The organism is Palleronia caenipelagi (genome assembly GCF_007004065.1).
In the GTDB taxonomy this organism is placed as follows: Bacteria; Pseudomonadota; Alphaproteobacteria; order Rhodobacterales; family Rhodobacteraceae; genus Palleronia; species Palleronia caenipelagi.
The window spans coordinates 2,501-5,907 of the sequence record NZ_VFSV01000083.1; the positions used below are offsets into that span (position 1 = coordinate 2,501).

The following is a 3,407-nucleotide window of genomic DNA, read 5'->3' on the forward strand; positions in this document are numbered from 1 at the left end:
GAGAGATAACACATCAGTATTCATGCTGATCGGGACGAGTGGGTTCTGATCGGTGGGGATCTTCGGATCGCCACAAGGCATGATACTATCCAAGTCAAGTACACTAACCCAAAGCAATCTACGGATTGCAAAACATACGCGGCGCCGGCTGAACCAGACGGTGCTGCAGGGAAAGTATGCTTCTGATCTCAAGGCACCGGATCAAAAGGCCGGTGCTCAGGAAGAAGCTTGTCTTCTTCTGGATCAGATCAAGCGCGAGAAGGGCGTTTGGTGGATGCCTTGGCAGCAAGAGGCGATGAAGGACGTGATACTCTGCGATAAGTCGCGGTGAGCCGAGAATAGGCTTTGACCCGCGAATCTCCGAATGGGGCAACCCACCTGACTGTTTCCTGTTATTGCTTCGTCTTCGGACGGAGTGGTTATCAGGACGCATAATCAGGTACTTAAGACCTGAATACATAGGGTTTTAAGAGCAAACCCGGGGAACTGAAACATCTAAGTACCCGGAGGAAAGGAAATCAACAGATACTCCCCTAGTAGCGGCGAGCGAACGGGGACCAGCCGAGCCATGAATGTGACTGGAACGACCTGGGAAGGTCGGCCAAAGTGGGTGACAGCCCCGTACAGGAAGCATGATTGGACGTATTAAGTAGGGCGGGACACGTGAAATCCTGTCTGAACATCGGGGGACCACCCTCGAAGGCTAAGTACTCCTTGCTGACCGATAGCGAACCAGTACCGTGAGGGAAAGGTGAAAAGCACCCCGACAAGGGGAGTGAAACAGTCCCTGAAACCGAACGCCTACAAACAGTCGGAGGCTCCTTGCGAGCTGACGGCGTACCTTTTGTATAATGGGTCATCGACTTGGTCTCACGAGCAAGCTTAAGCCGTTAGGTGTAGGCGCAGCGAAAGCGAGTCTTAATAGGGCGATTGAGTTCGTGGGATCAGACCCGAAACCGAGTGATCTAGGCATGACCAGGATGAAGATACGGTAACACGTATTGGAGGTCCGAACCCACACCTGTTGAAAAAGGTCGGGATGAGTTGTGCCTAGGGGTGAAAGGCCAATCAAACTCGGAGATAGCTGGTTCTCCGCGAAATCTATTTAGGTAGAGCGTCAGACGAATACCTTCGGGGGTAGAGCACTGCATGGGTAATGGGGGCCCACAGCCTTACTGATCCTAAGCAAACTCCGAATACCGAAGAGTACTATCTGGCAGACACACGGCGGGTGCTAACGTCCGTCGTGGAGAGGGAAACAACCCTGACCCTCAGCTAAGGCCCCTAATTCATGGCTAAGTGGGAAAGCATGTGAGACGACCAAAACAACCAGGAGGTTGGCTTAGAAGCAGCCATCCTTTAAAGATAGCGTAACAGCTCACTGGTCTAAATAAGTTGTCTTGCGGCGAAGATGTAACGGGGCTCAAGCCATGAGCCGAAGCTAGGGACTGCATATGCAGTGGTAGCGGAGCGTAGTGTGACATAGTTCCATTCCTCCTTAGCGACCTCGGTCGCATTGGAGGAGAGGAGCTTTCGATGAAGCGGGCGCGTGAGCGATCCCGTGGAGAGATCACTAGCGAGAATGATGACATGAGTAGCGACAAACAGGGTGAGAGACCCTGTCGCCGAAAGTCCAAGGGTTCCTGCTTAAAGCTAATCTGAGCAGGGTAAGCCGACCCCTAAGGCGAGGCCGAAAGGCGTAGTCGATGGGAACCAGGTTAATATTCCTGGGCCAGGAGATGGTGACGGATCGCAAAGGTTGTCAGTCCTTATCGGATTGAACTGGCAGCTCAGCGGTCCCTGGAAATAGCCCTCCATAAGATCGTACCCGAAACCGACACAGGTGGACTGGTAGAGAATACCAAGGCGCTTGAGAGAACGATGTTGAAGGAACTCGGCAAAATACCTCCGTAAGTTCGCGAGAAGGAGGCCCAGTTACCAGGCAACTAGTGGCTGGGGGCACAAACCAGGGGGTGGCGACTGTTTACTAAAAACACAGGGCTCTGCGAAGTCGCAAGACGACGTATAGGGTCTGACGCCTGCCCGGTGCCGGAAGGTTAAAAGGAGAGGTGCAAGCCTTGAATTGAAGCCCCGGTAAACGGCGGCCGTAACTATAACGGTCCTAAGGTAGCGAAATTCCTTGTCGGGTAAGTTCCGACCTGCACGAATGGCGTAACGACTTCCCCGCTGTCTCCAACATCGACTCAGCGAAATTGAATTGCCTGTCAAGATGCAGGCTTCCCGCGGTTAGACGGAAAGACCCCGTGCACCTTTACTACAGCTTCACACTGGCATCAGGCCAAGCATGTGCAGGATAGGTGGTAGGCTTCGAAACCAGGACGCCAGTCCAGGTGGAGCCACCCTTGAGATACCACCCTTGCTTCGCTTGATGTCTAACCGCGATCCGTTACCCGGATCCGGGACCCTGTGTGGCGGGTAGTTTGACTGGGGCGGTCGCCTCCCAAACAGTAACGGAGGCGCGCGAAGGTTGGCTCAGAGCGGTCGGAAATCGCTCGTTGAGTGCAATGGCAGAAGCCAGCCTGACTGCAAGACTGACAAGTCGAGCAGAGTCGAAAGACGGCCATAGTGATCCGGTGGTCCCGAGTGGAAGGGCCATCGCTCAACGGATAAAAGGTACGCCGGGGATAACAGGCTGATGGTGCCCAAGAGTCCATATCGACGGCACCGTTTGGCACCTCGATGTCGGCTCATCTCATCCTGGGGCTGGAGCAGGTCCCAAGGGTACGGCTGTTCGCCGTTTAAAGAGGTACGTGAGCTGGGTTTAGAACGTCGTGAGACAGTTCGGTCCCTATCTGCCGTGGGTGTAGGATACTTGAGAGGAGTTGCCCCTAGTACGAGAGGACCGGGGTGAACGATCCACTGGTGGACCTGTTGTGGCGCCAGCCGCAGTGCAGGGTAGCTATGATCGGAAAGGATAACCGCTGAAGGCATCTAAGCGGGAAGCCCCCCTCAAAACAAGGTATCCCTGAGGACCGTGGTAGACCACCACGTCAATAGGCCGGAGATGTAAGCGCAGTAATGCGTTCAGTTGACCGGTACTAATCGTCCGATAGGCTTGATCTGATCCAGTAGTAGACAAGCTCAGAAGCATACACACACAGGTACAAGACTCGGATAGAAAACTGATGATGGGTATTTCCTCGGATTGGTGGTCATAGCGCGAGCAAAACACCCGACCCCATACCGAACTCGGAAGTTAAGTGCCGCTGCGCCAATGGTACTCCGTCTTAAGACGCGGGAGAGTAGGTCACCGCCAATCCTAGAAAATACCCAAATCCCTCAAAACGATACAAAAAAAACGACCCAAAAATAAAATAACTCATGCAAACAGTGTGGAGTACAGGGTCATGAACGCTGAAACACGAAACAATCTCTCTATATACGAT

At 53.4% G+C, this 3,407-nt stretch carries 2 rRNA genes; both read left to right on the plus strand.

Features of this window, described 5'->3' with window-relative positions:
- The first annotated feature begins 246 nt into the window (after nt 1-246).
- Nucleotides 247-3,084 (plus strand): 23S ribosomal RNA (locus FEV53_RS19295).
- Between the two features lie 81 nt (nt 3,085-3,165).
- Nucleotides 3,166-3,280 (plus strand): 5S ribosomal RNA (rrf, locus tag FEV53_RS19300).
- Nucleotides 3,281-3,407: the final 127 nt, after the last annotated feature.